This is a genomic window from Citrobacter sp. RHBSTW-00887 (assembly GCF_013728095.1).
GTDB lineage: Bacteria > Pseudomonadota > Gammaproteobacteria > Enterobacterales > Enterobacteriaceae > Citrobacter > Citrobacter braakii.
The window spans coordinates 3731784-3755597 of record NZ_CP056267.1 but is presented as its reverse complement, the minus strand read 5'-3'; the positions used below and the strand labels follow the sequence as shown (position 1 = coordinate 3755597).

The 23814-nt window shown below is 52.4% G+C and carries 23 protein-coding genes; 3 read left to right on the top strand and 20 right to left on the bottom strand.

Features of this window, described 5'->3' with window-relative positions; genetic code table 11:
* The 4 genes from mrdA to HV314_RS18020 form a co-directional block, all read right to left on the bottom strand.
* Window positions 1-1902: a peptidoglycan DD-transpeptidase MrdA gene (gene mrdA / locus HV314_RS18035; RefSeq protein ID WP_016152233.1), complete on the bottom strand. Its 1902-nt coding sequence runs from the start codon at window positions 1900-1902 to the stop codon at window positions 1-3.
* 30 nt (window positions 1903-1932) lie between these two features.
* A complete protein-coding gene (gene rlmH / locus HV314_RS18030; RefSeq protein ID WP_003022725.1) occupies window positions 1933-2400 on the bottom strand; it encodes a 23S rRNA (pseudouridine(1915)-N(3))-methyltransferase RlmH in 468 nt (155 codons plus the stop codon).
* Window positions 2401-2403: 3 nt separating this feature from the next.
* Window positions 2404-2721, bottom strand: coding sequence for a ribosome silencing factor (rsfS, locus tag HV314_RS18025; protein WP_003022728.1), 318 nt, complete (start codon window positions 2719-2721; stop codon window positions 2404-2406).
* A 254-nt stretch (window positions 2722-2975) separates the two neighbouring features.
* Window positions 2976-3587 (bottom strand): adenosylcobalamin/alpha-ribazole phosphatase, encoded by a 612-nt coding sequence (locus HV314_RS18020; protein ID WP_065554195.1) that lies wholly within the window; start codon window positions 3585-3587, stop codon window positions 2976-2978.
* A gap of 96 nt (window positions 3588-3683) precedes the next feature.
* Between HV314_RS18020 and cobD the strand changes: the two genes are divergently transcribed.
* A complete protein-coding gene (gene cobD / locus HV314_RS18015; RefSeq protein WP_181546363.1) occupies window positions 3684-4778 on the top strand; it encodes a threonine-phosphate decarboxylase CobD in 1095 nt (364 codons plus the stop codon).
* Here cobD and nadD read toward each other — a convergent pair.
* The 4 genes from nadD to leuS are packed head-to-tail and all read right to left on the bottom strand — an operon-like array spanning window position 4753 to window position 9617.
* Complete coding sequence (gene nadD, locus HV314_RS18010; RefSeq protein WP_049259746.1) at window positions 4753-5394, bottom strand: nicotinate-nucleotide adenylyltransferase; 642 nt, start codon at window positions 5392-5394, stop codon at window positions 4753-4755. The two genes, cobD and nadD, sit on opposite strands and share 26 nt — an antisense overlap.
* Window position 5395: 1 nt before the next feature.
* Window positions 5396-6427, bottom strand: a complete 1032-nt coding sequence (holA, locus tag HV314_RS18005; protein WP_181546361.1) for a DNA polymerase III subunit delta — start codon at window positions 6425-6427, stop codon at window positions 5396-5398.
* Window positions 6427-7020, bottom strand: a complete 594-nt coding sequence (gene lptE, locus HV314_RS18000; RefSeq protein ID WP_181546359.1) for an LPS assembly lipoprotein LptE — start codon at window positions 7018-7020, stop codon at window positions 6427-6429. The genes holA and lptE overlap by 1 nt, the downstream gene beginning before the upstream one ends.
* Window positions 7021-7034: 14 nt before the next feature.
* Window positions 7035-9617, bottom strand: coding sequence for a leucine--tRNA ligase (gene leuS / locus HV314_RS17995; protein ID WP_049040670.1), 2583 nt, complete (start codon window positions 9615-9617; stop codon window positions 7035-7037).
* A gap of 235 nt (window positions 9618-9852) precedes the next feature.
* Between leuS and HV314_RS17990 the strand changes: the two genes are divergently transcribed.
* Complete coding sequence (locus tag HV314_RS17990) at window positions 9853-10335, top strand: zinc ribbon-containing protein (protein ID WP_003022748.1); 483 nt, start codon at window positions 9853-9855, stop codon at window positions 10333-10335.
* Between the two features lie 49 nt (window positions 10336-10384).
* On the opposite strand, the gene HV314_RS17985 is transcribed toward HV314_RS17990, so the two are convergent.
* From HV314_RS17985 to miaB, 12 genes are all read right to left on the bottom strand, one after another.
* Window positions 10385-10864 (bottom strand): Hcp family type VI secretion system effector, encoded by a 480-nt coding sequence (locus HV314_RS17985; RefSeq protein WP_181546357.1) that lies wholly within the window; start codon window positions 10862-10864, stop codon window positions 10385-10387.
* Window positions 10865-11085: 221 nt separating this feature from the next.
* Window positions 11086-11799, bottom strand: a complete 714-nt coding sequence (locus HV314_RS17980) for a hypothetical protein (RefSeq protein ID WP_181546355.1) — start codon at window positions 11797-11799, stop codon at window positions 11086-11088.
* A 171-nt stretch (window positions 11800-11970) separates the two neighbouring features.
* Window positions 11971-12906: a pyrimidine-specific ribonucleoside hydrolase RihA gene (gene rihA / locus HV314_RS17975; RefSeq protein WP_181546353.1), complete on the bottom strand. Its 936-nt coding sequence runs from the start codon at window positions 12904-12906 to the stop codon at window positions 11971-11973.
* Window positions 12907-13022: 116 nt separating this feature from the next.
* Window positions 13023-13748 (bottom strand): glutamate/aspartate ABC transporter ATP-binding protein GltL, encoded by a 726-nt coding sequence (gltL, locus tag HV314_RS17970; RefSeq protein WP_003022754.1) that lies wholly within the window; start codon window positions 13746-13748, stop codon window positions 13023-13025.
* The gene (gltK, locus tag HV314_RS17965) at window positions 13748-14422 is read right to left on the bottom strand and encodes a glutamate/aspartate ABC transporter permease GltK (RefSeq protein WP_003022757.1); all 675 of its coding nucleotides are present in this window, start codon (window positions 14420-14422) and stop codon (window positions 13748-13750) included. Before gltK ends, gltL begins: the two co-directional genes overlap by 1 nt.
* Window positions 14422-15162, bottom strand: a complete 741-nt coding sequence (gene gltJ, locus HV314_RS17960) for a glutamate/aspartate ABC transporter permease GltJ (protein WP_181546351.1) — start codon at window positions 15160-15162, stop codon at window positions 14422-14424. The genes gltK and gltJ overlap by 1 nt, the downstream gene beginning before the upstream one ends.
* 288 nt (window positions 15163-15450) lie before the next feature.
* Window positions 15451-16359: a glutamate/aspartate ABC transporter substrate-binding protein GltI gene (gltI, locus tag HV314_RS17955; RefSeq protein WP_181546349.1), complete on the bottom strand. Its 909-nt coding sequence runs from the start codon at window positions 16357-16359 to the stop codon at window positions 15451-15453.
* Window positions 16360-16716: 357 nt separating this feature from the next.
* Window positions 16717-18255 (bottom strand): apolipoprotein N-acyltransferase, encoded by a 1539-nt coding sequence (gene lnt / locus HV314_RS17950; RefSeq protein ID WP_181546347.1) that lies wholly within the window; start codon window positions 18253-18255, stop codon window positions 16717-16719.
* A gap of 24 nt (window positions 18256-18279) precedes the next feature.
* The gene (gene corC, locus HV314_RS17945) at window positions 18280-19158 is read right to left on the bottom strand and encodes a CNNM family magnesium/cobalt transport protein CorC (protein WP_005121418.1); all 879 of its coding nucleotides are present in this window, start codon (window positions 19156-19158) and stop codon (window positions 18280-18282) included.
* 162 nt (window positions 19159-19320) lie between these two features.
* Complete coding sequence (gene ybeY / locus HV314_RS17940) at window positions 19321-19788, bottom strand: rRNA maturation RNase YbeY (RefSeq protein ID WP_003835559.1); 468 nt, start codon at window positions 19786-19788, stop codon at window positions 19321-19323.
* Window positions 19785-20831, bottom strand: coding sequence for a PhoH family protein (locus HV314_RS17935; protein WP_019076268.1), 1047 nt, complete (start codon window positions 20829-20831; stop codon window positions 19785-19787). Before HV314_RS17935 ends, ybeY begins: the two co-directional genes overlap by 4 nt.
* Before the next feature lie 191 nt (window positions 20832-21022).
* Window positions 21023-22453: a tRNA (N6-isopentenyl adenosine(37)-C2)-methylthiotransferase MiaB gene (miaB, locus tag HV314_RS17930; RefSeq protein WP_016152245.1), complete on the bottom strand. Its 1431-nt coding sequence runs from the start codon at window positions 22451-22453 to the stop codon at window positions 21023-21025.
* Between the two features lie 145 nt (window positions 22454-22598).
* Here miaB and ubiF point away from each other — a divergent pair, with 145 nt between their 5' ends.
* A complete protein-coding gene (gene ubiF / locus HV314_RS17925) occupies window positions 22599-23774 on the top strand; it encodes a 3-demethoxyubiquinol 3-hydroxylase (protein WP_181546345.1) in 1176 nt (391 codons plus the stop codon).
* Window positions 23775-23814 lie beyond the last annotated feature (40 nt).

Below are 23814 nucleotides of genomic sequence, written 5' to 3'. Positions count from 1 at the left end.
TTATTGGTCCTCCGCTGCTGCAACCGCTGGGTTTTCCGCGGGCAGATTGGTGTTGTTGTCGCCCAACATAATATGGTCAAGGATCTGGCGCATAATGGTACCCACTGCCGGACCCGCACCGCCGTTTTCAAGGATCATGGCGACAGCGACCTGGGGTTTATCATAGGGGGCGAAGGCCGTCATCAGCTTGTGGTCACGTAAACGCTCGGCGATCTTATGCGCGTTATAGGTTTCATTAGCTTTCAGGCCAAAGACCTGCGCGGTACCGGATTTCGCCGCAATTTTGTAAGGCGCGCCAGCAAAATACTTATGCGCAGTTCCGTTAGGGCGGTTCGCAACACCGTACATACCGTCTTTCGCGATTTCCCAGTAACCAGAATGAATATCGCCAACGGGTGGTTCGTGTGGCTGTACCCACGGCACCTGCTTGCCGTTTTCTGCCGTGCTCATCAGCAGATGCGGGACTTTTATCAAACCGTCGTTGATAAGGATCATCAGCGCTTTACTCATCTGGATTGGGGTTGCTGTCCAATAACCCTGGCCGATGCCGACGGGAATGGTATCACCCTGATACCATGGCTTTTTAAACCGTTTTTGCTTCCACTCGCGGGTTGGCATATTGCCGGAGCGCTCTTCGGCAAGATCGATGCCCGTATATTTGCCGTAGCCAAATTTGCTCATCCACTCGGAAAGCCGGTCAATCCCCATATCATAGGCGATTTGATAGAAAAACGTATCCGCGGACTCTTCCAGAGAGCGGGTGATGTTCAGATGGCCGTGCCCCCACTTTTTCCAGTCGCGGTAACGTTTTTCAGAGCCCGGTAGCTGCCACCAGCCCGGATCGAACAGGCCGGTATTGCGGGTGATAACGCCTGCGCTTAACGCAGAAACCGCAACGTAAGGTTTAACCGTCGAAGCAGGGGGGTAAACACCCTGTGTGGCGCGGTTAACCAAGGGGGTGTTCGGGTCATTGAGCAACCCGGAGTAATCTTTACTGGAGATACCATCCACGAACAGATTCGGGTCATAGCTCGGCATAGATACCAGCGCCAGAACGCCACCGGTACGCGGGTCGGTAACCACCACGGCGGCACGACTGCCCGCCAGCAGCGTTTCAATATACTGCTGGAGTTTCAAATCAAGGGTGAGATAGATATCGTGCCCGGCCTGCGGCGCTACTTCTTTCAGCTGGCGAATGACGCGGCCGCGGTTGTTCACTTCAACTTCTTCATACCCGGTTTGGCCGTGAAGCACGTCCTCATAATAACGTTCAATACCCAGCTTGCCGATGTCATGCGTTGCCGCGTAGTTAGCCAGTTTGCCGTCTTTGTCCAGGCGGTCTACGTCTTTATCGTTGATCTTCGATACGTAGCCAATTACGTGGGTCAGCGCAGAGCCGTATGGGTAATAGCGGCGTTTATAGCCTTTAACTTCGACCCCAGGAAAGCGATATTGATTCACGGCAAAGCGTGCAACCTGAACTTCAGTCAGGTTGGTTTTTACCGGAATTGAGGTGAAACGGTGTGAACGGGCGCGCTCTTTTTTAAAGGCAGCAATATCGTCGTCCGTCAGGTCTACGACGTTACGCAGCGCGTCGAGGGTATCCTGAATGTTGTCTACCTTTTCCGGCATCATTTCTATCTGATAAATGGTGCGGTTAAGGGCTAGAGGAATTCCGTTGCGGTCATAAATGATGCCGCGACTCGGCGCGATAGGCACCAGTTTGATGCGGTTTTCGTTCGAACGGGTCTGATAATCAGTGAAGCGAACGATTTGCAGATTATAAAGGTTGGCGATCAGCACGCCGGTTAGCAGCAAAATCCCCAAAAAAGCGACCAGCGCCCGGCGCACAAACAGCGCGGACTCAGCCGAATAGTCGCGAAAAGAATTCTGTAGTTTCATCCGCTGCTTAATCTACTCAAGAATCAATGATCACTCACGGTGATAAGGATGGTTGGTGGTAATGCTCCACGCCCTGTACAGACTCTCCGCAACCAGAACCCGAACAAGAGGGTGTGGAAGGGTTAATGCAGAGAGTGACCAGCTTTGTTCCGCTGCCGCTTTACAGGCAGGAGAGAGACCTTCAGGCCCGCCAATTAACAGGCTGACGTCACGACCGTCCAGTTTCCAGCGCTCCAGTTCGGTCGCCAGCTGCGGCGTGTCCCAGGGTTTACCCGGGATATCAAGGGTGACGATGCGGTTTTTGCCTGCGGCAGCCAGCATCTGCTCACCCTCTTTGTCGAGAATGCGTTTAATGTCCGCGTTCTTGCCGCGCTTTCCTGCCGGGATTTCGATCAGCTCAAAGGGCATATCTTTCGGAAACCGACGGAGATACTCGGTAAATCCGGTTTGTACCCAGTCAGGCATTTTCGTACCCACAGCGACAAGTTGCAGCTTCACGCATTAACTCCAGAGTTTTTCCAGTTCATACAGGCGACGACTCTCTTCCTGCATCACGTGGACAATCACATCGCCGAGGTCAACGACGATCCAGTCAGCGACATTCTCGCCTTCCACGCCGAGCGGCAGCAGGCCAGCAGTGCGGGACTCCTGAACCACATGGTCTGCAATAGACATAACGTGACGGCTGGAGGTACCGGTGCAGATAATCATGCAATCAGTGATGCTGGATTTGCCCTGAACGTCTAAGGCGATGATGTCTTGACCTTTCAGGTCATCAATTTTGTCGATTACAAAATCCTGGAGTGCTTTACCCTGCAAGTGTTCCCCCTGGGTGAAAAGAGTTAAAAACGTCTGTTAGTATACCTGAACCAGAGGCGATATCGGGACAAATGTCTCCGAATGCGCTTGTGAAGTGCGCTATCATCCCACCCCACGCCACAGAATGCATCGCCATTTTTGTAAAACAATTTCTGCAAAGCTCTGAAGGGCGGGAAAAGTCAGGCTGCGGAGAATAACAGCCTGTCATGGGGTGTCAATGGGAGAGAGGCCCTTCGGCATAAAAAACAGCGCTTTCACTCCCCGTCGCGCCATACGGCCCGGCTGTTAAGCACTTTCAGAACCGCAAAATCGTCACAAAAATCAATTGCGCTCCAGCAGCCTTGTTCGACGCGGAAATGCCACATTGCCGCAGCGGGCATGGACAGCAGACGGGCGATCAACACGCTCAGCACGCCTTGATGACTCACCACCAGCAGATTTTGGCTCGCTTTATAATCAGCAAGCTGGGCAATGAAACGTTCCACTCGCTGGGAAAACTCCTGAAAACCTTCGCCATTGGTGGGCGTCGCATTCTGCCAGTCGTTACACCATACGGCGTAATTTTCGGCGTCTTCGCGCGCCAGATCGCGATGGTGACGCATTTCCCAGTCACCAAAAAACATCTCATTAAGCTCAGGCATGTTGCGCACAGGAACTTCACGTTCTGCCAGAATCAACTGCGTTGTATGGCGGGCGCGTTCCAGTTCGCTGCACAGAACGTTGTCGACAGGGACATTGCGTAACAGCGTACCCAGCGTTTGTGCCTGAGCGATCCCCCGTTCCGTTAGCGGTGTGGGGGCGTGGCCGCTATATAAACCAGCGACATTGGCTTCGGTTTCGCCATGACGTACTAACCAGAGTCTCATGTTTTCCTCGTGAGGCTATTCGCACAAAATATGATGTTTGCCCTGATTGCGCAGTGATTTTTCACTAAAATACCCTTTTTTACGTGGAGCGGCACGATGTCTTTATTGAAGAGCGCACATGGCGGTAACACCCGAGAAGCCGCCGAATTGTTGGGCATCTTGCCTGAACAGTTGCTGGATTTTAGCGCGAATATTAACCCGCTGGGTATGCCGGTAAGTTTAAAGCGGGCGATTATCGACAATCTGGACTGCACGGAGCGTTACCCGGATGTCGATTACGCGCAACTGCATGCCGCGCTGGCGGAGCATCATCAAATTCCGTCCTCGTGGATCCTGGCCGGGAACGGTGAAACCGAATCCATTTTTACCCTGGTGCATGGCCTGAAGCCACGCCACGCGATGATCGTGACGCCCGGGTTTGCGGAATATCGTCGGGCGCTGCAATGGGGAGATTGTACGATCCATGAGTTTGCGCTGTGCGAAGACGATGGCTGGCAGCTTACCGATGCGATCCTCGATGCGTTAACGCCTGAGCTGGACTGCCTGTTTCTCTGTACGCCCAATAATCCCACCGGGTTGTTGCCCGAAACCCGCCTGCTGCGTGAAATTGCCACGCGTTGTGAGTCGCTGGGGATCGCCCTGATCCTTGATGAAGCGTTTATCGATTTTATTGCCAAGGAGTCGGGGTTTATCCCGTTACTGCACGAGAACCCGCATATTTGGGTGCTGCGTTCGCTCACCAAGTTTTATGCGATCCCGGGACTGCGCCTGGGGTATCTGGTCAACAGTAACGAACAGGCGGTTGCACAGATGCGCAGCCAACAAATGCCGTGGTCAATTAATGCGTTTGCTGCCCTGGCAGGCGAGATTATCTTACGCGATAGCGCGTATCAGCGGGCGACGTGGAAATGGCTGGAACAAGAGGGGGAGCGGTTTGATCAACAACTGCAAGATCTGCCCGGCCTGACGGCGTATCCCGGCCGGGCAAATTATCGTTTATTACGCTGCGATCGTGCGGATATTGATCTGCAACTTGCGTTGCTGAAACAGCATGTCTTGATTCGCAGTTGCGCCAATTATCCGGGGCTGGATGCGCGCTATTATCGGGTAGCCGTTCGCAGCCAGGAAGAGAATAACCGCCTGCTGACGGCCTTACGCAAGGCGCTTAGCGGTACAGTCCCTGTTGATTGATATAGTCAAGCACCGCGTCTGGCATCAGGTCGTCGCACGGCTCGCCCTTTTCCAGGCGCTCACGGATGAGCGTGGCGGAGATGTTAAACCACGGCGTTTCGGCCAGGTAAATCTTCCCGCAAGGCAGGTTGTGCAGGTCATCTGCTGAATGGGTCAGATGATCCTCCAGCCATTGCTGGTGTTTTTCCTGCGCCATTTCGAGTGGATAGCCCGGACGTCGGCACACGATGAGGTGGGTATTACCCAGAATCGTGTGGTAGTCATGCCAGGAAGGGAAGGTAAGCAGCGAATCCTGACCAATGATAAACGCTAACGGCACGTTCGGGCCTTGCTCCTCGCGCCACTCTTTTAGCGTTTGCGCGGTGTAGGAGGCGGTATCGCGTTTCAGCTCGCGTTCATCCAGGGAAAACAGCGGCTTATCAGCAATGGCCAGTTCAACCATACGCTTACGTTGCTCAGCGGACGCTTCGGGCTGCGCACGATGTGGCGGCACGTTATTGGGCATGATGATGACCCGGGAAAGGCCAATCAGATTCGCCAGAATTTCAACCGGTTTAAGATGACCGTAATGCACCGGATCAAAGGTGCCACCGAACAAAGCCTGCAATGATTTCATATCAACCATCAATAAAAACATCTGCCAGCGATTTATGACAGAGCAAAAGGGAAAGCCCCTCAAGTTCCGCCCACACTGACTGACCATAGTCTTGTTTAAGCGTAATTTCCGTACGCGTTAAAAGCGTCACAGCCTGACGCAGTTGCGCCGGGTTCAGCCGGTTTAGCGCATCTCCCATCATGCCCCGGCGATTTTGCCACACCCGGTGTTTGTCAAACAACGTGCGCAAAGGCGTATGGGTCGACTGCCGTTTTAAGTTAACCAGCAACAGCAACTCACGCTGTATCGTACGCAGCAAAATAACCGGCTCGCTACCTTCCAGGCGTAGCTGCTGCAGAATGTGCAGCGCGCGTTTGCTTTTGCCCATCAGCAGCGCGTCTACCCAGTGGAATGGGGTAAAGTGCGCGGCATCGTTAACCGCTTTCTCCACGCGAGGCAGCGTTAGCTTGCCGTCAGGCCAAAGCAACGCTAATCGTTCCAGCGCTTGCGCCAGTGCTAACAAATTACCTTCATAGCAATAGCACAAAAGCTGATTGGCTGCGTCATCCAGTTGCAGGTTGTTAAGTTTCGCCCTGGCGGCAACCCAGCGAGGAAGCTGTGCTTGTTCCGGCGTCTGGCAGCTTACCTGAACCGCGTTATTTGCAAGCCCCGTATACCATGCGGCGTTTTCCTGTGCCCTGGTGAGTTTGTTGCCGCGAACCATCAGTAGCAGATCGTCATGTAACAGAGTGACGAGTGACGCGAGCTGTTCATTAATGGCGGCATTAGGGCCATTTTCAGGCAACTGCAGAAGCAGGGTTTGACGGCTGGCAAACAGGCTCATCGCCTGGCAGAGTGAAAATATCTCTCCCCAGTCGGTGCTGTTGTCCAGAGTGAAGGCGTGGTGTTCTTCGAATCCTTGCGTTGCGGCAGCCTGACGGATGGCATCCTGGCTTTCCTGCAATAAGAGGGGATCGTTGCCCAAGAGTAAATACGCCGCGCGCAGCCCTTCATTGAGCTGTGCGCGGAGTTGTTCAGGGTACAACTTGAGCATCAGTTACCCAGCGTGGTGGAGACACGCGCCGGAGATGACGCAGGCGTCTCGGCTTTATTCACCGTAGGATCAGCATCAGCCTTGGATGACTGAGTATCGGCCAGATGTACGCTTGGCAGCTTACGAATTAACTGTTCAGCCGCTTTGTCATACATCTCTTTGATGATCATGTCCTGCTCGTTATCTTTCGCCAGTGCTGCTTGAGAGTTATCAAAGAACGAACGATAAACTTTGGCGCTGATAGGGTAAATATCATGACCTGGAATTAGCACAGTAGCTCTTACAGACATTACCATTTGGTATTCAGCCGTTTGACCGTTCTGGAATACCGATGCCGTATCCTTTGAGAGACTCACAGCGCCAAGTCGTAAGGACGTCACATCTTTACGCATGGTACCGTCTTCAAGCAGCGTAACACCGTTCAGACGCAGCTGATTACGCACCGCACGGCTTAACGGGCCGTTCGGATCGCCAGAGTTCAGGATCATGGTTTTCATTGAGGGTGGAACCTGCGTAGTACTACGCAGATGCCAGCCACACCCGGCGGTGACAAGCACCGCCAGCGATAACAACAATGTTGTCAGAAGTCGCACGCTTCCTCCCGCGCTTAGCCAACGACCAGATTGAGGAGTTTACCCGGTACATAAATCACTTTACGTACGGTAACGCCATCAAGATATTTTGCCACCAGATGCTCCTGGCCAGCACGTTCACGAACCTGCTCTTCAGTGGCGTTTACCGGAACGGTGATTTTGCCACGTACTTTGCCGTTTACCTGAACCACAACCAGCGTTGAGTCTTCAACCATTGCTGCTTCGTCCGCCACCGGCCACGGCGCGTTGTCGATATCGCCTTCGCCTTTCAGCGCCTGCCACAGGGTGAAGCAAACGTGTGGGGTGAACGGGTTAAGCATGCGTACAACAGCCAGCAATGCTTCCTGCATCAGGGCTCTGTCCTGCTCGTCTGCCTGCGGTGCTTTCGCCAGCTTGTTCATCAGCTCCATAATCGCCGCAATCGCGGTGTTAAAGGTCTGACGACGACCGATATCATCGGTGACTTTAGCAATGGTTTTATGCACGTCGCGACGCAGCGCTTTTTGATCTTCGCTCAACACATCAACGTTCAGGGCAGCAACATCTCCCTGGGACGTATGTTCGTAAACCAGTTTCCAGACACGTTTCAGGAAGCGGTTCGCCCCTTCAACGCCGGACTCCTGCCATTCCAGCGTCATATCAGCCGGAGAAGCGAACATCATGAACAGACGTACGGTGTCGGCGCCGTAGCGTTCAACCATGACCTGCGGGTCGATACCGTTATTTTTCGACTTGGACATCTTGCTCATGCCGGTATACACCAGTTCATGGCCTTCTGCGTCCTTAGCCTTAACGATGCGACCTTTTTCGTCACGCTCAACGATGGCATCAACCGGAGAAACCCAGTTACGTTCGCCGTTGGCGCCAACGTAGTAGAACGCATCGGCCAGAACCATCCCCTGACACAGCAGCTGTTTAGCTGGTTCATCAGAGTTGACCATGCCTGCGTCGCGCATCAGTTTGTGGAAGAAGCGGAAGTAGAGCAGGTGCATGATGGCGTGTTCAATACCGCCAATGTAGATATCAACCGGCAGCCAGTAGTTCGCCGCGTCGGAATCCAGCATACCTTCCTGATACTGCGGGCAGGTGTAGCGCGCGTAGTACCAGGACGACTCCATAAAGGTATCGAAGGTGTCAGTTTCACGCAGCGCAGGCATACCGTTAACGGTGGTTTTCGCCCACTCCGGATCGGCTTTGATTGGGCTGGTAATGCCGTCCATGACTACGTCTTCCGGCAAAATAACCGGCAGTTGGTCTTCTGGCGTTGGCAGGACGGTACCGTCTTCCAGCGTCACCATCGGAATCGGCGCGCCCCAGTAACGCTGACGGGAAACACCCCAGTCACGCAGACGATAGTTAACTTTACGCTCACCCACGCCTTTAGCTACCAGCTTGTCAGCAATAGCGTTGAAGGCCGCTTCGAAGTCGAGGCCGTCAAACTCACCGGAGTTAAACAGCACGCCTTTTTCGGTCAGCGCTTGTTCAGACAGATCCGGCTCTGCGCCTTCAGCGGTCAGAATTACCGGCTTGATGGTCAGGCCATATTTGGTCGCAAATTCGTAATCGCGCTGATCGTGACCCGGAACGGCCATAACTGCGCCTGTACCGTATTCCATCAGCACGAAGTTTGCCGCCCAAACCGGGATCTCTTCGCCAGTCAGCGGGTGAACGGCTTTGAAACCAGTGTCGACGCCTTTCTTCTCCATGGTCGCCATTTCGGCTTCAGCAACCTTGGTGTTGCGGCATTCGTCAATGAAGGCAGCCAGTTCTGGGTTATTTTCAGCGGCTTTCTGCGCCAGCGGATGACCTGCAGCAACCGCCAGGTAGGTCGCACCCATAAAGGTGTCCGGGCGTGTGGTGTAGACGGTCAGCGTGTTGTCGTAATCGTTCACATCGAAGGTGATTTCCACGCCTTCAGAACGGCCAATCCAGTTGCGCTGCATCGTTTTCACGGTGTCAGGCCAGTGATCCAGATTATCCAGATCGCGCAACAGTTCGTCAGCGTAAGCGGTGATTTTGATGAACCACTGCGGGATCTCTTTACGCTCAACTTTGGTGTCGCAACGCCAGCAGCAGCCGTCGATAACCTGTTCGTTCGCCAGTACGGTCTGGTCGTTCGGGCACCAGTTAACGGCTGACGTTTTCTTGTACACCAGCCCTTTTTTGTACAGCTCGGTGAAGAACTTCTGTTCCCAGCGGTAGTATTCCGGGGTGCAGGTTGCCAGCTCACGGCTCCAGTCGTAACCGAAACCCAGCATTTTGAGCTGGTTTTTCATGTAAGCGATGTTGTCGTACGTCCAAGGCGCGGGGGCGGTATTGTTTTTGACCGCTGCACCTTCCGCCGGCAGACCGAACGCATCCCAGCCGATTGGCTGTAATACGTTTTTGCCCAGCATGCGCTGATAGCGGGCAATCACGTCGCCGATGGTGTAGTTACGGACGTGGCCCATGTGTAGTCGACCAGAAGGATAGGGAAGCATAGACAGGCAGTAATACTTCTCTTTGCTCTCGTCTTCGGTAACTTCAAATGTGCGCTTCTCATCCCAGTGAAGCTGTACTTTGGATTCTATCTCTTCCGGGCGGTATTGCTCTTGCATGGCAGCCAGTGGTCCTGTTTTCAATACAGCTACAAACGTAGCTCTAGATGTGGTGTTTTAGATCCGCATAGCATAGCCCAAACGCCCGCGCCAAAACAGCCTTTCGCGCATTCAACGTTGAATTCCCGTAAGGATAATTCTTGCACGAATTTACACACTCTGTGGACAGTCTTGCAAAGCGTAGCGTAAATAACGTCTATTATTATAGACAGTTAACGACCCAGGAGGCGAAGCGATGAACAAGGTTGCTCAATATTACCGTGAACTGGTGGCTTCACTGAGTGAACGCCTGCGTAATGGCGAACGCGATATTGATGCGTTGGTGGAACAGGCGCGTCAGCGCGTTATGCAGACCGGGGAGTTAACGCGCACCGAGGTGGAAGAGCTCACCCGGGCCGTCAGACGCGACCTGGAAGAGTTTGCTCTGAGCTATGAAGAAAGCCTCGATGAGGAGACCGACAGCGTCTTTATGCGGGTTATCAAAGAGAGTATCTGGCAGGAACTGGCCGATATTACCGATAAAACGCAGCTCGAATGGCGCGAAGTGTTCCAGGACCTCAGCCATCACGGGGTTTATCACAGCGGCGAGGTGGTCGGGTTGGGCAATCTGGTCTGCGAGAAGTGCCACTTCCATTTAGCGGTGTACACTCCTGACGTGCTACCGCTATGCCCGAAATGCGGACACGATCAGTTCCAGCGTCGACCGTTTGAGCCGTGATTTTCACCTGAGAGCCGCTAACGCGGCTCTGTGAGGGATTGCGAATGTGTTACGCCACAACGCGTTGATTCCACGCATCCGTATAGATGATATTTCCATCGCAATGCTTCCATGTGATGCTTTCATAGTGTAGCAGAATGGTTTCAAGATGTGTCCCGGTTGAAGCTCCAGGATAAAGATCTGCGGTAATGGATGTGATTTTCACATTGTTTAGAATGATATGAAAATACTCCTTTTCCATTCCAGCTTCGGTGAGCGTGTACATTTTTATCGTTGCGCATTTAAGTGTCGCACCTTCGCTTTGAGCCTTATATAGCAGGGGAGTTACACGATCAAATTCTTTCTGAAATTGGATTGGAGCATGAATGCGCGTACCTGTTAGCCGCCCTGTATTACCATCTGTTGGAATATTTACATTATGGGTAAGGGATTTTATTTCTATAGCGCCTACTCGATCAGAGACCAGAGACGAACCTACAAGCGGGGAACCATTAGTATCAACTAACCAAAGGTAAGCTGGATTAGACATTATAAATTCCTTTTATGTATTGGCTTAATAAATATATAATATTGGGCTATTTGAATTTTTCGAATTTTTCTGTAATGAACGGATAAAACCAAAAAATAACAATAATACTGATTAGCATTAGCTCCCACCAGTATTCAGGAAATAAATATAACCAGAGTACGGCAAAAAAAATCAAGATTGCTGGGAGTACAAGATTATAGAGTACAACTGATATTAGACTCTTAAACATCGAATCTTTCCATGATTTCGTCGGCAAGCTGATCGAGGTTAGAATAGATACCAGCATGAACTTTCTGTATTATTTCTGAAAGAGCTGGCTCAACGAAGTAATAGAGCATCTCCAGCTTTGCTTGGTAAAGAATCCAATAATAACTTGGATCTATTGCTTTCAGTGCCCGGGCTGCTATAGCTGCTTTTTGCTGAAACCCATAGACCTGCAGAAGATAAATGCCAACTGGCATTTTACCAGCCAGTTTTTGCGCAACGGCTTTTGACAGAAACTCTGACTGTGCAATAGCTTCCGCCATAGCTGAGGCTACAGCAAATCGCGTACCACTTGCCACTGTTATACGAGCAGCAAGGTTTGCTGCGTTGCGAACCATCTTTTGGGCAGATCCTTCTTTGTTACCTTCTTTAACATCTTTGCTCACGGTCAGAAAATATAAATACAGCATATATGTAATAACATCACGGTATCTGAATATAGACATGATGGAATAAACAGTCCTTATCTCTTCAGATTTCAATTCCTGACATACATCATTATATCTTGGGATTAAACAGCTCGAATACCAGCTAGCTATTTCTATTCCTGAATAAATATCAGATGCGATACCTTTTGCGGCCTGTATCGTATTTGTGAATCCATTCTCAATATATATGGATAACTGCCAGTCATTCTGAAACCTTACCCTGAGATAATCTGAAGAATTCATTCAATGTTCCTCTGGTTTGTTATGCCGGATGTTGCATGATACATTAATCTGCTGGGGGATTTATTCAGTATTACCTGACAAATTAATGAAGTAACGCAGTATTCACGTTCGCTATTAGCTAACAGTAAAATCGCTATGATTCAACATAGCGATCTTACTCAATGATAAATTTCAGGCGTAAAATTTCAAACGCTCCGCTAGCAGATCGACAAAACCTTCGCGATCCACGTCCACCATTACGGTGGCGTTTGGCTTATTGCCGCTCAGGAAGTAGTAGTCAACCACGGTCATTCCCTGGGTGTATTTGCCCTGAGTTTCCACACCAACCCAGCGTTCAACGGTGGTAAACAGTTCAGGTTTCAGCAGCCAGGCAATGGTGCATGGATCGTGCAGCGGCGCGCCAATGAATCCCCATTTTTCATCTTTGTGATATTCAAAGAAGAAGTCGAGTAGTTCAGCAACGATTGTCGAAATGGGATTGCCGATAACGCGGAACCGTTCGGTATCTTCACGATGTATTTGCGCTTTATGCGTGACATCCAGTCCAGCCATCACCACCGGAATGCCCGACTGGAACACGATCTCAGCGGCTTCTGGATCCACGAAGATGTTGAACTCGGCGGCGGGCGTCCAGTTTCCGAGGCCCATTGCACCACCCATGATCACGATACGGGCAATTTTGGTGTGCAGTTCAGGATGGCTATTCAGTAGCAATGCCACGTTAGTATGCGGCCCGGTGGAGACAATCGTCACCGGTTCCTGACTGTTACGCAGGGTTTTCGCCATCAATTCCACGGCGGTGCAGTCCTGTGGAGCAAAAGCGGGTTCAGGCAGCGCCGGGCCATCAAGCCCGCTCTCACCGTGGACGTTATCGGCAATTATCAGGTCGCGCATCAGCGGTTTGACTGCGCCACCGGCCACTGGGATATCCGTACGGTTGAGCAACGTTAACATACGCAATACGTTCCGCAGCGTTTTGTCGGGGGTCTGGTTACCAGCAGAGGAGGTTATCGCTTTCACATCCAGTTCAGATGAAGCGAGGGCGAGAACAATTGCGATAGCGTCGTCATGACCTGGATCGCAATCAAACAGGATAGGAAGTGCCATTGTTGCTCCTTGTAAGTGGGACTTTGTGACAAGGTTAACGCTGGGCTGTGCCTGTTTCGAGAAGTGAAGAGATAAATCGTGAGGTGGCGCGCACATGGAGGTGCGCGCCAGCAAGATTAGTGCAGGATTTTCGCGAGGAAGTCTTTGGCACGGTCAGATTTTGGATTAGCGAAGAACTCTTCTTTCGGTGAGTCTTCAACAATCTTCCCTTCATCCATGAAGATCACCCGGTTCGCCACTTTACGCGCAAAGCCCATTTCGTGGGTAACTACCATCATGGTCATCCCTTCATTGGCCAGTTCAACCATGACGTCCAGTACTTCGTTGATCATTTCTGGGTCGAGTGCTGACGTCGGTTCGTCAAACAGCATAGCGATAGGATCCATGCACAGCGCCCGGGCGATGGCGACACGCTGTTGCTGGCCCCCGGAGAGCTGAGCTGGAAACTTCTCGGCATGCGCTGACAGACCAACGCGTTCCAGTAACTTTTGCGCTTTGTCGCGGGCCGGCTTTTTATCGCGTTTAAGCACTTTTACCTGCGCCAGAGTCAGGTTCTCAATAATCGACAGATGCGGGAACAGTTCAAAGTGCTGGAACACCATGCCAACGCGGGAGCGCAGTTTGGCCAGATCGGTCTTTTTATCATTCACCACGGTACCATCAACGGTGATGACGCCCTGTTGTACCGGCTCCAGCCCGTTCACCGTTTTGATAAGTGTTGATTTACCTGAACCTGACGGGCCGCAGACCACCACCACTTCACCTTTTTTCACTTCCGTGGAGCAGTCGGTCAGCACCTGAAAGTGACCATACCATTTAGAAACATTTTTCAGGGTAATCATTAAACTGTCCTTTTCTTCAAATAGCTGACCAACAACGATGCGCTCAGACTGAATACAAAATAAACGGCGCCAGCAAACAGGATCATTTCAACCTGCGTGCCGTCACGCTCGCCAATGGTGGAGGCGGTACGGAAGAAGTCTGCCAGACTCAATACATAGACCAGCGAGGTATCCTGGAAGAGTACGATGCCCTGGGTAAGCAGCAGCGGCACCATCGCGCGAAATGCCTGCGGCAGAATGATGAGCTTCATCGACTGCCAATGGGTCATCCCCAGCGCCAGCGCGGCACTGGACTGCCCGCGAGAAATACTCTGGATACCGGCGCGGATAATCTCGGAATAGTACGCGGCTTCAAACATCGAAAATGCGACCATCGCTGAGATCAGGCGAATATCGGTTTTTGGCGACAGACCCAGCACGTTTTGCAGGAAGCCGGGCACAATCAGGTAGAACCACAGCAGCACCATCACCAGCGGAATGGAGCGGAATACGTTGACGTAGCCCTTCGCAAACCAGGCAATCGGCGCGAAGCTGGACAGACGCATTACTGCAAGGATGGTCCCCCAGACGATACCAATGACGACTGCCGTGACGGTGATTTTCAGCGTGATGATCAGCCCATCCAGCAGATACGGCAGGGAAGGGACGATAGAACTCCAGTCAAATTCGTACATTATTTGCCTCCCAAATTGCCAGGCAGGCGGATTTTGCGTTCGACGAGATTCATCACCAGCATGATGACGGCGTTAATCAGTACGTAGGCCAGAGTGATGGCCGTAAACGATTCCCATGCGTGGGCGGAGTAATCCAGTAGTTTACCTGCTTGCGCAGCCATATCGACCAGGCCGATAGTGGAGGCGATCGCGGAGTTCTTTACCAGGTTCATCATCTCCGAGGTCATTGGCGGAACAATCACGCGGTAAGCGTTTGGCAGCAGAACATAGCGGTAGGCCTGCGGCAACGTCAGTCCCATCGCCAGCGCGGCATTTTTCTGTCCGCGAGGCAGAGACTGAATAGCAGCACGAACCTGTTCGCAGACTCGCGCAGCGGTAAACAGCCCCAGACAAAGCATGGATGAGAGGAAGAACTGAATGTTGGGATCCAGTTCTGACTTAAACCACATCCCAATGTGTTCCGGCAGCAGTTCAGGAATGACCAGATACCAGGTAAAAAACTGGACGATGAGCGGAACGTTACGAAACAGCTCGACGTACAGCGTGCCGATCCCGGAAAGGAAACGATTTGGTACGGTACGTAAGATGCCGAATAAAGAGCCGATGAGGAAAGCGATAACCCAGGCGGTGATAGATAACGCGACAGTGACCTGGAAACCACTCCAGAGCCAGCCGAGATAGGTGGTGTTGCCGAACGGGGCTTGTTGTAAAAAAATACCCCAGTTCCAGTCTATAGACATAAATCTACTCCAGAAAAAAAAGGGTAGCAGCGCTACCCCCGAAGATTGTTATTCAGCGTTTTGCGGTTTTCAGGCCTGATGGGGAACGACCATCAGGCTTATAGTCTGTCCGTGCTGAGTAGCAATCGAGAGGGAGGGGAAGCCTCCCTGATTACACTTCATCCTTCAAGATATCTCGTTGTTGGCTGCCTTTATTCATCCCGGTCACATACTCATGTAAGCGCCCGGGAATTCGCTCAGTTGCCGCCTCGATATAACTTGAAAGGTTTTGTGTACTCTTCTAATTAATTAGTTAAGCGCTTTATCATTCGGTTCTTTGAACAGGGCTTTCATCTCGTCTGACAGTTCGAAATTCATGTTCAGGTTCTTCGGTGGAATTGGATTTTTAAACCACTTATCAAACCATTTCTCAGCTTCGCCTGAGGTCTGCGCCTTGGCGATAGTGTCATCCATCAGCTTTTTGAACTGAGGGTCATCTTTACGCAGCATGCAGCCGTAAGCTTCCTGAGACTGCGGCTTGCCGACGATCTCCCAGTTCTCTGGTTTCTTCGCCTTCGCGCGCTCGCCAGCCAGCAGGGCGTCATCCATCATAAAGGCAACGGCGCGGCCGCTTTCCAGAGTACGGAAAGAGTCACCGTGGTCTTTCGCGCTGATGATGCGCATATCCATTTTTTGTTCTTCATTCAGCTTGTGCAGCAGCACCTCTGAGGTGGTACCCGAAGTCACGACTACGGCTTTACCTTTCAGATCGGCGAAATCTTTGACGTCACCGCCTTTTTTCGCCAGCAGACGAGTACCGACAACGAAAATGGTGTCAGAGAAAGCCGCTTGTTTTTGGCGCTCGACGTTGTTGGTGGTGGAGCCACATTCAAAGTCGAAGGTGCCGTTTTGCAGCAGCGGGATACGGTTTTGTGAAGTAATCGGGATCAGTTTCACCTGCAGGTCAGGCTTGTTCAGCTTTTTCTTCACGGCTTCAACGATCGCGTTGGAGTAATCCTGTGAATAACCGACCACTTTTTGTTGATTATCGTAGTAAGAAAACGGTACCGATGATTCACGGTGGCCGACCACAATCACGCCGTTTTTGGCGATCTTGTCCAGCGTGCTGCCTGCCGCTGGTGCTGCGTCTTCTGCGTGCGCCAGACCGGCGGACATTCCCATGACCAGCATGGCAGTGGCGAGCTTACGTAATTGCATATCCAACTCCTTTATCGTCTGCGCCAGGGACGCATTGATACCCATTGTGATGTTGTTATTGTTTGCTACTAAAACGTGCAGTCTTGTATATGTTTGTTAACATTTAGTTTGGATGAATGTAAAGAATTTGCTGTTTTATTGTTTATTTTTGCGAGGTGCGCCGCACCATTTGGGGGCAAAAATATCTTGTTGCACTTTTCAGGTGCTACCGGCGCTCAACGTTGGTGCGACCAGGTTGCACATTCAGCCAAAACTGCATTTGTCTTGTTGAACAAAGCAATAGACGTGCCAGAATGGGGAGCGGGAAATGTTTTGTGGGCCGGATAAGCGAAACGTTATCCGGCCGGGAAAGGAAGGTTACTTACGACGTTGGCGCAGGCTCATTACCACCGCACCAAAGCCAAACAGCGCGGTAAGCAGCCAGAGCGGCCAGTTACCGGTACGGGCATAAGGAGTTAAGCCCGTCGTTGGCGTCACGCTGGTGGTCAGGACCTGGCGGGTAAACTGCGGGATCATCGCCTGAATCTCACCCTGTGGACCAATCACCGCCGTAATACCGTTGTTGGTGCTACGCAGCAGAGGGCGCGCCAGCTCGAGGGAACGCATACGTGCCATCTGGAAGTGCTGCCACGGGCCGATGGATTTACCAAACCAGGCATCGTTGGAAATCGTCAGCAGGTAGTCCGTATCCGGGCGGAAATTATCCCGTACCTGTTCGCCAAGAATGATTTCATAGCAGATGGCAGCCGTCAGCTTAAAGCCGTGCGCATGCAGCTGTGGCTGCACATAAGGCCCACGGCTGAAAGACGACATTGGCAAGTCAAAGAACGGCGCTAACGGGCGCAGGATCGATTCCAGCGGGACGAACTCGCCAAACGGTACCAGATGGTTTTTGTTGTAGCGGTTGCTGGAGTCGTAACTGTACGGGCTGTCTTTACCCAGCGTGATGATGGTGTTGTAGGTGTCGTAACGATTCTGCTTGTTCAGACGTGCGTCAACGATACCGGTAATCAGCGTGCTGTTTTTCGATCTCAGCAGGTCATCCATCATGCCCAGAAAACGCTGCTGATTAATTTCCAGGTCCGGAATAGCGGATTCTGGCCAGATGATTAGCTGTGATTCGCCCATCTCAGGCTGGGTGGCGTCGAGATAAATCTTCAGGGTGTTGAGTAACTGACCTTCATCCCATTTGAGCGACTGCGGAATGTCACCTTGCACCATCGAAACCTGAGTGGTTTTTTCCGGCTCAAGCGTGTACCACTGGATATAGCGCAGCGGAAAGGGCAGAGCAAAGAGCACTAGCGCGGCAATCAGCGGCTTCCAGTTACGCGTCACCAGCGCCAGCGCCAGCAGGCCACTAACCACCATCAGCAGGAAGTTAATCGCCTCAACGCCCATCACCGGAGCCAGCCCTTTTAACGGACCGTCGATCTGACTGTAGCCGAACTGTAGCCACGGGAAGCCGGTCAGTACCCAGCCGCGCAGGAATTCGGTTATTTGCCAGACGACTGGCGCGGCAATCGCCACGCGTATCCAGGTGGTTTTCGGCCACAGACGCGCCAACACGCCGGCAAACAGGCCGGTGTAGAGGGAAAGGTATGCGGCAAGCAGAACCACGAGGAACACATTAATGGGGCCTGGCATACCGCCAAACTGCGCGATGCTGACGTAAACCCAGTTGATGCCGGAGCCAAACAGCCCCAATCCCCAGAAGTAGCCGATTGCGGCAGACTGGAGCGGACGGCGATTGAAGGTAAGAGCCTGCAGGCCCATCAGCGAAACGATCGCAGCGGGCCAGATGTCATACGGAGAGAAAGCCAGCGTCCCGCAGGCACCGAATAATAACGCCAGCAGCAGGCGAATGCGCTGGCGTTCAATTAATGGGGCAAATGCCATGTAGTCTTAGATCCAGTTTCGGGTTTATTCGTCCAGTTTGGGCTGGGGTGAGTCGTCCGGAATTCTGACATGAACCTGAATAATACGACGGCTGTCGGCCATTGCCACTTTGAACTGGTAACCATCAATGTCGATAGTCTCCCCGCGCGCGGGCAGATGACCAAAGGCCTGCATGACCAGCCCGCCGATGGTATCTACTTCTTCGTCGCTAAAATGGGTACCGAAAGCGTCGTTGAAGTCTTCAATCGGCGCCAGAGCGCGAATGGTCCAGGTGTGGCGACTGAGCTGACGGAAATCGATATCGTCTTCTTCGTCGTACTCATCTTCAATTTCACCCACGATCAGTTCAAGGATGTCCTCAATGGTCACCAGACCTGAGACACCGCCGAATTCGTCGATGACGATAGCCATATGATAACGCTGGGAGCGGAACTCTTTCAGCATGCGGTCAACTCGCTTGCTTTCAGGTACGACAACCGCCTGGCGTAACACTTTCTCCATGCTGAAGGCTTCGGCATCGCTGCGCATAAACGGCAGCAGATCTTTGGCCATCAGAATCCCTTCAATGTGATCTTTGTCTTCGCTGATCACCGGGAAACGCGAGTGGGCAGACTCGATAATGACATCGAGACATTCGTCCAGGGTCTGGTTGCGTTTCAGGGTAATCATCTGAGAGCGAGGGATCATGATGTCGCGCACGCGTTGGTCCGCAATATCCATCACCCCTTCGAGCATATCGCGCGTATCTTCATCGATAAGGTCGTTTTGCCCGGAATCACGGATCAGCTCCAACAGTTCGTCGCGGTTTTTTGGTTCACCGTGGAAAAGTTGGCTCAGTAACAGGGAGAAAAATCCCTTTTTGCTGTTTAAGGTGTCACTACTGTGTGAATTGTCGTCGCTCATGGCGTCGTATGGGTTCTCATGTTAGTTAATACAAAGCTCGTCATGCGTATATTCAGCTGTTGACGGCATGTCTCTTCATCGTACTTCAAACCAGGTAAGCCGGATAAGGCGCAATACCTGATGGCGGCTGCGCCTTATCAGGCTTACAAGATTTCGAAATGCTTATTCTTTCTCGGCAATGTACGGATCCTCATAGCCCAGAGCAAGCATAATCTCTGTTTCTAGGGATTCCATCTCTTCCGCTTCATCGTCTTCGATATGGTCGTAACCGAGTAAATGCAGGCTACCGTGCACCACCATGTGCGCCCAGTGGGCCTCAAGCGGTTTGCCTTGTTCCTGCGCTTCTTTCTCGACTACCTGACGGCAGATGATCAAATCGCCCAGCAGCGGCATTTCAATGCCCGGCGGGGCTTCAAACGGGAAAGAGAGTACGTTGGTTGATTTATCTTTCCCGCGATAGGTCAGGTTCAGCTCGTGGCTTTCCGCGTCATCGACCAGACGAATGGTAACTTCAGACTCTTCCTGAAACTGTGGGATCACCGCATCCAGCCAACCTTGAAACTGACTTTCTGTTGGTAAACCGGATTCGTCTTCACATGCCAGCTGTAAATCGAGAATAACCTGACTCATTTTTGTTCCTGCTCCTGAGCTTCGCGCTTGCGTTCTGCAGCCAGCTCGGCTTTGCGTTTCTGTTCTGCTTCTTCCCAGGCTTCATACGCCGTGACGATACGGGCGACCACCGGGTGGCGAACCACGTCTTCGCTATGGAAGAAATTAAAACTAATTTCGTCGACTTCTGCCAGTACTTCAATGGCATGACGCAGACCGGATTTGGTGCTTCGCGGCAGGTCAATCTGGGTGATATCGCCGGTGATAACCGCTTTAGAGTTAAAGCCGATACGGGTCAGGAACATTTTCATCTGTTCGATGGTGGTGTTCTGGCTCTCATCAAGAATGATGAACGCATCGTTTAACGTACGACCACGCATGTAGGCCAGCGGCGCAACTTCAATGACGTTACGCTCAATCAGCTTTTCGACCTTCTCAAACCCGAGCATTTCGAACAGTGCGTCATACAGCGGTCGTAAGTAGGGATCGACTTTCTGGCTGAGGTCACCCGGCAGGAAGCCGAGTTTTTCGCCCGCTTCCACTGCCGGGCGGGTCAGCAGAATTCGACGGATCTCCTGACGCTCAAGCGCATCAACCGCAGCGGCAACCGCAAGATACGTTTTACCCGTACCTGCAGGGCCAACGCCAAAGGTGATGTCGTGGTCGAGGATATTCGCAATGTATTGTGCCTGGTTCGGCGTACGCGGCTTAATTACCCCGCGCTTGGTTTTGATGTTCACCGCTTTGCCAAATTCCGGCACGCTGTCTGCGCTTTGCTCAAGCACTCGCGCTTCTTTAATTGCCAGATGAATTTGTTCAGGCTCAATGTCCTGCGTCTGACCACGCATTGGGGCAGTATCGACGTACAGGCTACGTAAAATATCTGCCGCCGCGGTGACGCAAATTGGGCGACCGGTCAGCTTAAAGTGGTTATCACGGCGGTTAATTTCGATGCCGAGGCGACGTTCCAGCTGCTTGATGTTGTCATCAAATGGGCCGCAAAGGCTCAACAGGCGGGCATTGTCTGCGGGTTCAAGGGTGATTTCACGAGTGTCTATGTTCAAACTGTTCCTCTTTTGCATGTCTTGCCGGACGCTGAACATTTACCGGCATCTAAGGAAATTATTCACGCCATGGGGGAAAGGCGCAAGCATTGCGATAAATATGGGGATGATGAGGTAGATTACAAGGCCCGCCGGGGCAGCGAGCCCAGAAGAGTAAGCCCGATAAGCGTAGCGCCATCGGGCATTGAAGATTAAGGCTGATAAATACCGACGCCCAGATCGTTTTCTTTGCGGGTACGCGCAATAACTGACTCAGGGGATTCAGCGATGCGCAGACCCATTTCGTCTTCGGTGCGCACCACTTTACCGCGCAGGGAGTTCGTCCAGACATCGGTAATTTCTACATCCACGAACTTACCGACCATTTCCGGGTTGCCTTCAAAGTTCACCACTCGGTTATTTTCGGTACGGCCAGACAGTTCCATGATGCTTTTACGCGATGTGCCTTCAACCAGAATGCGCTGGGTCGTGCCGACCATGCGACGGCTCCAGGCCATGGCTTGCTGGTTAATACGCTCTTGCAGAATATACAGGCGCTGTTTTTTCTCTTCTTCCGGCACGTCGTCAACCATATCGGCGGCAGGGGTGCCAGGACGCGCAGAGAAGATAAAGCTGTAGCTCATGTCAAAATTGACGTCTGCAATCAACTTCATGGTCTGCTCGAAATCCTGCGTGGTTTCGCCTGGGAAGCCAACGATGAAGTCGGAGCTAATCTGGATATCCGGACGCGCTGCGCGCAGTTTGCGGATGATCGCTTTATATTCCAGCGCGGTATGGGTGCGTCCCATCAGGTTCAGTACGCGATCTGAACCGCTCTGTACCGGCAGGTGCAGGAAGCTCACCAGTTCTGGCGTGTCACGATACACTTCAATGATATCATCGGTGAATTCGATCGGATGGCTGGTGGTGAAGCGGATACGGTCAATGCCATCGATCGCCGCGACCAGCCGCAGCAGATCGGCAAAAGATCCGATCGTGCCGTCGTAGTTCTCACCGCGCCAGGCGTTCACGTTTTGTCCCAGCAGGTTCACTTCACGCACGCCTTGCGCCGCAAGCTGGGCGATTTCAAACAGGATGTCGTCCGCCGGACGGCTTACTTCCTCACCGCGGGTGTATGGCACCACGCAGTAAGTACAATATTTATTACAACCTTCCATGATTGACACGAAAGCGCTTGGACCTTCAGCACGCGGTTCCGGTAGGCGGTCGAATTTTTCGATCTCCGGGAAACTGATATCAACCACCGGGCTACGGGTGGTACTTCCACGCACTTTGTTAATCATTTCCGGCAGACGATGCAGGGTTTGCGGCCCAAAAATAATATCGACATAGTGCGCGCGTTGGCGAATATGGTCGCCTTCCTGAGACGCAACACAGCCACCGACACCGATGATCAGCTTGGGGTTTTTCTCTTTTAACAGCTTCCAGCGGCCCAATTGATGGAAGACTTTTTCCTGAGCCTTCTCACGGATAGAGCAGGTATTCAGCAGCAGCACATCCGCTTCTTCGGCCACGTCGGTCAGTTGATACCCATGGGTGGCATCCAGCAGATCGGCCATCTTCGATGAATCGTATTCGTTCATCTGACAGCCCCAGGTTTTAATATGGAGTTTTTTGGTCATCGACTTGCTCTTGCGAAATTGTGGCTGAAATGCAGGGCGCATAGTGTACTGCTTTGGCGCGGTTGTGACCAGTATGACGGATGTCAGCCTCAAGGGGTAAAAAATCCTGTAAACTTACACAATACATGTAACAGGATAATTGACCATGACAAATCAACCAACGGAAATTGCCATTGTCGGTGGGGGGATGGTCGGCGGCGCGCTGGCGCTAGGACTGGCGCAGCATGGATTTACGGTAACGGTCATTGAACATGCCGTTCCCGCGCCGTTTGTGGCTGACGGACAGCCAGATGTCAGAATTTCGGCCATCAGCTCCGCCTCCGTGTCGTTGCTAAAAGGGCTGGGCGTCTGGGATACGGTTCAGGGGATGCGCAGCCACCCTTACCGTCGTCTGGAAACGTGGGAATGGGAAAATGCCCATGTGATGTTTGATGCCGCCGAGCTTAAGCTGCCCTTACTGGGCTATATGGTGGAAAACACGGTCCTGCAACAGGCGCTCTGGCAGGCTCTGGACGTTCACCCCAAAGTCACGCTGCGCGTGCCTGCGTCGCTGATCTCTCTGCATCAACATAACGATCGGCATGAGCTTGAGCTGGCTGGTGGCGAAAAAATCAGCGCGAAGCTGGTCATTGGCGCCGATGGCGCAAATTCTCAGGTGCGGAAAATGGCCGGGATTGGTATCCATGCCTGGCAATATGCGCAGTCCTGTATGTTGATAATCGTACAATGCGAGAATTCGCCGGGAGACAGCACCTGGCAGCAATTCACCCCTGACGGTCCGCGCGCATTTTTACCGCTGTTTGATAACTGGGCCTCGCTGGTGTGGTACGACTCACCGGCGCGTATCCGTCAGTTGCAAGGTTTGAACATGTCGCAACTGCAGGCGGAGATCGCCAAACATTTCCCATCGCGACTCGGTAACGTTACGCCTGTGGCAGCGGGGGCATTCCCGCTAACGCGCCGTCACGCGCTGCAATATGTGCAGCCAGGACTGGCGCTGGTGGGTGACGCCGCGCATACCATTCATCCGCTGGCGGGGCAGGGCGTTAATTTGGGGTTCCGTGATGTGGATGCGCTGATTGACGTGCTGGTGAATGCGCGCAGCTACGGTGAGTCCTGGGCAAGTCAGCCGGTGCTGAAGCGCTATCAGAACCGTCGTATGACTGACAATTTCATCATGCAAAGCGGCATGGATCTGTTCTACGCAGGATTTAGCAACAACCTGCAGCCGCTGCGTATCATGCGTAATCTTGGGCTAATGGCCGCAGAGCGCGCCGGCGTGCTGAAACGCCAGGTACTCAAGTACGCGTTAGGATTGTAATTCAGACAGGCCTACAGAGAACGTTGTAGGCCTGGTAAGC

What these genes read in the sequence shown, in the direction of transcription:
- mrdA (WP_016152233.1), bottom strand. Translation starts at nt 1,902, where the DNA reads ATGAAACTACAGAATTCTTTTCGCGACTATTCGGCTGAGTCCGCGCTG.
- HV314_RS18020 (WP_065554195.1), bottom strand. Translation starts at nt 3,587, where the DNA reads ATGAGACTCTGGTTAGTACGTCATGGCGAAACCGAAGCCAATGTCGCT.
- cobD (WP_181546363.1), top strand. Translation starts at nt 3,684, where the DNA reads ATGTCTTTATTGAAGAGCGCACATGGCGGTAACACCCGAGAAGCCGCC.
- nadD (WP_049259746.1), bottom strand. Translation starts at nt 5,394, where the DNA reads ATGAAATCATTGCAGGCTTTGTTCGGTGGCACCTTTGATCCGGTGCAT.
- holA (WP_181546361.1), bottom strand. Translation starts at nt 6,427, where the DNA reads ATGCTCAAGTTGTACCCTGAACAACTCCGCGCACAGCTCAATGAAGGG.
- leuS (WP_049040670.1), bottom strand. Translation starts at nt 9,617, where the DNA reads ATGCAAGAGCAATACCGCCCGGAAGAGATAGAATCCAAAGTACAGCTT.
- HV314_RS17990 (WP_003022748.1), top strand. Translation starts at nt 9,853, where the DNA reads ATGAACAAGGTTGCTCAATATTACCGTGAACTGGTGGCTTCACTGAGT.
- HV314_RS17985 (WP_181546357.1), bottom strand. Translation starts at nt 10,864, where the DNA reads ATGTCTAATCCAGCTTACCTTTGGTTAGTTGATACTAATGGTTCCCCG.
- HV314_RS17980 (WP_181546355.1), bottom strand. Translation starts at nt 11,799, where the DNA reads ATGAATTCTTCAGATTATCTCAGGGTAAGGTTTCAGAATGACTGGCAG.
- rihA (WP_181546353.1), bottom strand. Translation starts at nt 12,906, where the DNA reads ATGGCACTTCCTATCCTGTTTGATTGCGATCCAGGTCATGACGACGCT.
- gltL (WP_003022754.1), bottom strand. Translation starts at nt 13,748, where the DNA reads ATGATTACCCTGAAAAATGTTTCTAAATGGTATGGTCACTTTCAGGTG.
- gltK (WP_003022757.1), bottom strand. Translation starts at nt 14,422, where the DNA reads ATGTACGAATTTGACTGGAGTTCTATCGTCCCTTCCCTGCCGTATCTG.
- gltJ (WP_181546351.1), bottom strand. Translation starts at nt 15,162, where the DNA reads ATGTCTATAGACTGGAACTGGGGTATTTTTTTACAACAAGCCCCGTTC.
- gltI (WP_181546349.1), bottom strand. Translation starts at nt 16,359, where the DNA reads ATGCAATTACGTAAGCTCGCCACTGCCATGCTGGTCATGGGAATGTCC.
- lnt (WP_181546347.1), bottom strand. Translation starts at nt 18,255, where the DNA reads ATGGCATTTGCCCCATTAATTGAACGCCAGCGCATTCGCCTGCTGCTG.
- corC (WP_005121418.1), bottom strand. Translation starts at nt 19,158, where the DNA reads ATGAGCGACGACAATTCACACAGTAGTGACACCTTAAACAGCAAAAAG.
- ybeY (WP_003835559.1), bottom strand. Translation starts at nt 19,788, where the DNA reads ATGAGTCAGGTTATTCTCGATTTACAGCTGGCATGTGAAGACGAATCC.
- miaB (WP_016152245.1), bottom strand. Translation starts at nt 22,453, where the DNA reads ATGACCAAAAAACTCCATATTAAAACCTGGGGCTGTCAGATGAACGAA.
- ubiF (WP_181546345.1), top strand. Translation starts at nt 22,599, where the DNA reads ATGACAAATCAACCAACGGAAATTGCCATTGTCGGTGGGGGGATGGTC.